At 71.4% G+C, this 4,431-nt stretch carries 3 protein-coding genes; all 3 read left to right on the top strand.

Annotated elements, in window-relative coordinates:
• Positions 1–2,610 (top strand): response regulator (locus tag PKE44_RS09235; protein WP_324550349.1); only part of this gene is annotated, 2,610 nt, incomplete at its 5' end.
• Positions 2,570–3,553 carry a diguanylate cyclase gene (locus PKE44_RS09230; protein ID WP_324550348.1) on the top strand — a complete coding sequence of 328 codons (984 nt, stop codon included), beginning with the start codon at positions 2,570–2,572 and terminating at the stop codon, positions 3,551–3,553. The genes PKE44_RS09235 and PKE44_RS09230, both read left to right, overlap by 41 nt.
• Positions 3,550–4,431, top strand: an 882-nt coding sequence (locus PKE44_RS09225) for a response regulator (protein WP_324550347.1), incomplete at its 3' end; no start/stop codon positions are given. The genes PKE44_RS09230 and PKE44_RS09225, both read left to right, overlap by 4 nt.

Below are 4,431 nucleotides of genomic sequence, written 5' to 3'. Positions count from 1 at the left end.
CTGTTCGCGAAGAACGAACCCTACGTGCGTGCGGTGCTGCGCGGCGAGCCGCAGCGCTTCGAGCGCACGCTGGTCAAGGCCGATGGCAGCACCGGCCACACCTGGGCGCACTACATTCCTGACTGTCCGGGCCCTGACCGTCCGGGCTCCGGCCGTCCGGACGGTGTGAACGGGCCGGTCGCCGGCTTCTTCGTGCTGGTCACCGATGTCACCGAGCTGAAGGCGGCCGAGCTTGCGCTCGCCAGGCTCAACGCCGAACTGGCCGAGCGCAGCGTGCAGGCCGAGGCCGCCAACCGCGCCAAGAGCGAGTTCATCGCCAACGTCAGCCACGAGATCCGCACGCCGATGAACGGCATCCTCGGCCTGCTGCAGGTGCTGGAGGACACCGCGCTCGACAGCCGCCAGCGCCGCTACCTGCGCACGATCCGCCAGTCGGCGCGCGCGCTGCTCGACATCCTGAACAACATCCTCGATCACTCGCGCATCGAGGCCGGCCGCCTCGACCTGCATCGCGAGGACTTCGACCTGCCCGAACTGCTCGAAGGCGTCGTCGACCTGTTCGCACCGGCTGCGCACCAGAAGCGGCTGGAGCTGCTGCTCGATGCCCCGGCCGGGCTGCCGGCGCGCCTCACGGGCGATGCGCTGCGCCTGCATCAGGTGCTGGTGAACCTGCTCGGCAACGCGCTGAAGTTCACCGAGCGCGGCGAGATATGCCTCGGCGTCGAGCGCCTGCCCGGTGCCGCTCCCGGCTGCGCGCGGCTGCGCCTGCAGGTGCGCGACACCGGCATCGGCATGAACGAGGCCCAGCTGCAGCGGCTGTTCACGCCCTACGTGCAGGCCGACGGCTCGACCGCGCGCCGCTACGGCGGCACCGGTCTCGGCCTCGTCATCAGCCAGCAGCTCGTGCGCCTGATGGGCGGCGAGATCACGGTGAGCAGCGCGCCGGGTGCCGGTTCGACCTTCGGTTTCGAACTCGAACTGCCGCTCGCCGGCCCGCCGGTGCGCAGCCTCGCGCCGGTGCCCGGGCGGCTCGCCGGCGTGCGCGTGCTGCTCGCCGATGCCGGCGCCACCGCCCGCGGCATCGTCGGCCGGGCGCTGGAGCACTGGGGCTGCGACTGCGTCGAGGCCCATGACGCCGATGCGCTGCTCGACACCGCGCTCTCGGCCGCCGGGTCCGGCCGGCCGTTCCGCTTCTGCCTGGTCGATTTCCGGCTGCCGCCGCAGGGCGCGCTGAAGGCGCAGCAGCGGCTGCTGGCCGAGCGCAACGCCGGCCGGCTGCCGGCCTCGACGACGATCCTGCTGCTGACCGAGGGGGAGCGGCTCGAACTCGACGGCGAGCCGCTCGCCGCCGGGCTGCCGGTGCTGATGAAGCCGGTCACCGCCTCGCGCCTGCACGACGTGCTGATCGAACACCTGGACCATGAACTCGGGATCGACAACACCAGCGTGCCGGCTCCGGGCGAGGACTGGCACCGGCTCGGTGCGGTGCTGCGCGGCGCGCAGGTGCTCGTGGTCGAGGACAACGCCGTCAACCGCATGGTCGCCGAGGAACTGCTCGAACGGCTCGGCATCCGCGTCACCGCTGCCGCCGACGGCAGCAGCGGCGTCGAGCTGGCGCTGGCCGGGCGCTATGACGCGGTGCTGATGGACCTGCACATGCCGGGCATGGACGGCTTCGAGGCCACCGCGCGCATCCGCGCCGATGGCCGGCACGATGCGCTGCCGATCATCGCGATGACCGCCGCCGTGTTCGACGAGGACCGCCGCGCCACCGCCGCCGCCGGCATGAACGATCACCTCGCCAAGCCTGTCGAGCGCGACGAGCTGATCCGCGTGCTGCGCCGCTGGATCGCGCCGCGCATCAGCACGGCCCCCGTGCCGTTCCCCCCCGCCGCCACCGAGGTCGATGCCATGTCCGGAGCCCGTCCTGTCGTGCCCGGTGCCGCCGTGCCTGCCGATCTGCCCGCCGAAGCCGGCGACGAGGCGCTGCCGGTGCTGCCCGGCTTTGATCTGGACAGCGCCTGCCTGCGCCTCGGCGGCGATCGCGCGCTGCTGCGCCGGCTGATGCAGACCTTCGCGAGCGGTTACGCCGATGCCGGGGTCCGGCTGCGCGCCGCGTTCGCGCAGCCGGCGCGCAGCGAACTCGTGCGCCTGCTGCACACGCTCAAGGGTGCCAGCGGCAGTATCGGCGCCACCGGCCTGCAGGCCGAATCGGCACGGCTGGAAACCCTGCTGCGCGGCGGCGGCGAGCCCGGGGACATCGAGGCGCTGAGCACGCTGCTCGATGCGACGCTGGCGACGCTGGCCCGGTATCTCGATGAGACCGCGACGCCGGCTGCCGCTGCGGCCGTGCCGGTTCCGCCACCTGCCTCCGCAACCCTGTCGGCCTCGCTGCGCGAACTGCAGGGCTTGCTCGAATCACACCGGCTGGTGCCGGATGCGCTGGTCGCGCGCCTGCGCAGCGACTGCGGGGGACACGAAGTTGCAATCAAGCTGCTCACGGCCGTGGATAATTTTGATTATGAACAGGCCTCCAGATACCTGGAGTTGCTGATAACGGAGTACGAGCATGACGGCCTGGGGACCTCCGGACCATCACGACCTTCATGAGCAGCCGCCACGCGTGCTGCTCGTCGATGACGCACCGATCAACCTCCAGTTGCTGGCCTCCGCGCTCGGCCGCGGGTATGAGCTCCACGTCGCCCGCGACGGCGCGGCGGCGCTCGACTGCATCCGTCGCGAACCCGATCTCGATCTGGTCCTGCTCGACATTCACATGCCCGGGCTCGACGGCTTCGAGGTGCTGACCTGGCTGCGCGAGGAATTCCCCGAACGCCGGCTGCCGGTGATCTTCGTCACCGCGGCCGGAGACGAACAGGCGCAGACCGACGGCTTCGCGCTCGGCGCCGTCGACTACATCGTCCGCCCGTTCTCGCTGCCGGTCGTGCGCGCCCGCGTGCAGACGCACGTCGCGCTGAAACGCCAGACCGAACATCTGGAGCGTCTGGCGTGGCTCGACGGCCTGACCGGCGCCGCCAACCGTCGCAGCTTCGACCAGCGCCTCGCCGCCGAATGGCGCCGTGCGCTGCGCAACCGCACGCCGCTCGGGCTGGTGCTGTTCGATCTCGATCACTTCAAGGCCTACAACGACCGCCACGGGCATCCGGGCGGCGACGACTGCCTGCGCCGCATCGCAGCCCTCGGCCAGCAGAGCATCCGCCGCCCCGGCGACCTGATCGCGCGCTACGGCGGCGAGGAATTCGCGCTGCTGCTGCCGGACACCGATCTCGCCGGTGTGCACGGGCTGGCCGAGCGCCTGCGCCGGCGTGTCGAGACCTGCTTCGCCTGCAGTGGCGGCGACTGCAATGTCCGGGGTGCCCCCGGGCCGATGACGCTGAGCGCCGGCTGCGCGAGCCGGGTGCCGGGATTCAACGAAGATCCGATGACGCTGATCCTTGAGGCCGACCGGCGCCTGTACGCCGCCAAGGTTGCCGGGCGCAACCGCGTCGTCGCCACCGACGACGCGCTGCCGGCGGCAGGCGGTGTCGCATGACGGCGCAGGTCGATGTGACCCGTCATCACCGGCCGCGCGTGCTGGTCGTCGACGATGCGCCGGTCAACCGGCTGGTGCTGAGCGAGGCGCTCGGCGAGGACTACGAGGTGCTGCTCGCCGACGACGGACCGGGGGCGGTGCGCCTCGCCGGCGGCGAGGCGCGCCCGGACCTGATCCTGCTCGATGTCAACATGCCGGGCATGGACGGCTACGCGGTCTGCGAGCAGCTCAAGGAATCGACCCGCACCCGTGACATCCCGGTGATCTTCGTCACCGCCCGCAACGAACCCGACGACGAGGTGCGCGGTTTCACGGCCGGTGCGGCCGACTACATCACCTGGCCGCTGCAGCTGCCGGTCGTGCAGGCGCGGGTGCGTACGCAGCTGTCCTGCAGCGGCCTGATCCAGCGCCTCGACGCCCAGAACCGCGTGCTCGCCGAACGGCTGGCCGCACTCGCCGATGTTGGCGGCGAGGTGCCGGCGCGGCTGTATCTGCGCGCGCTCGAACACACGCGCGACGCGGTGATGATCACGCGCGCCGACAGCACGATCGTCGCCGTCAACCATGCGTTCGCGGCGCTGACCGGCTATCCGGAGTCCGAAGCCCTGGGCCGGACGCCGCGGCTGCTGCGCTCGGGCCGGCATCCGCCGGCGTTTTACAAAGAACTGTATGCGACGCTCGCCGCGCGCGGCCGCTGGAGCGGCGAGCTGATCAACCGCCGCCGTGACGGCTCGCTGTTCCCGGCGGTCATGACCATCGCCGCCGTCCACGACCGCGACGGCGAACTCGGCCACTATGTGTCGGCGTTCAGCGATGTGACGATGATCCGCCAGGTGCAGGAGCGCATGGACTACCTGACCTGGCACGACGCGCTGACC

Source organism: Plasticicumulans sp. (assembly GCF_035331805.1).
Lineage (GTDB): Bacteria > Pseudomonadota > Gammaproteobacteria > Competibacterales > Competibacteraceae > Plasticicumulans.
The sequence above is the reverse complement of the archived record's forward strand: the minus strand, read 5'-3'. Positions and strand labels throughout refer to the sequence as shown.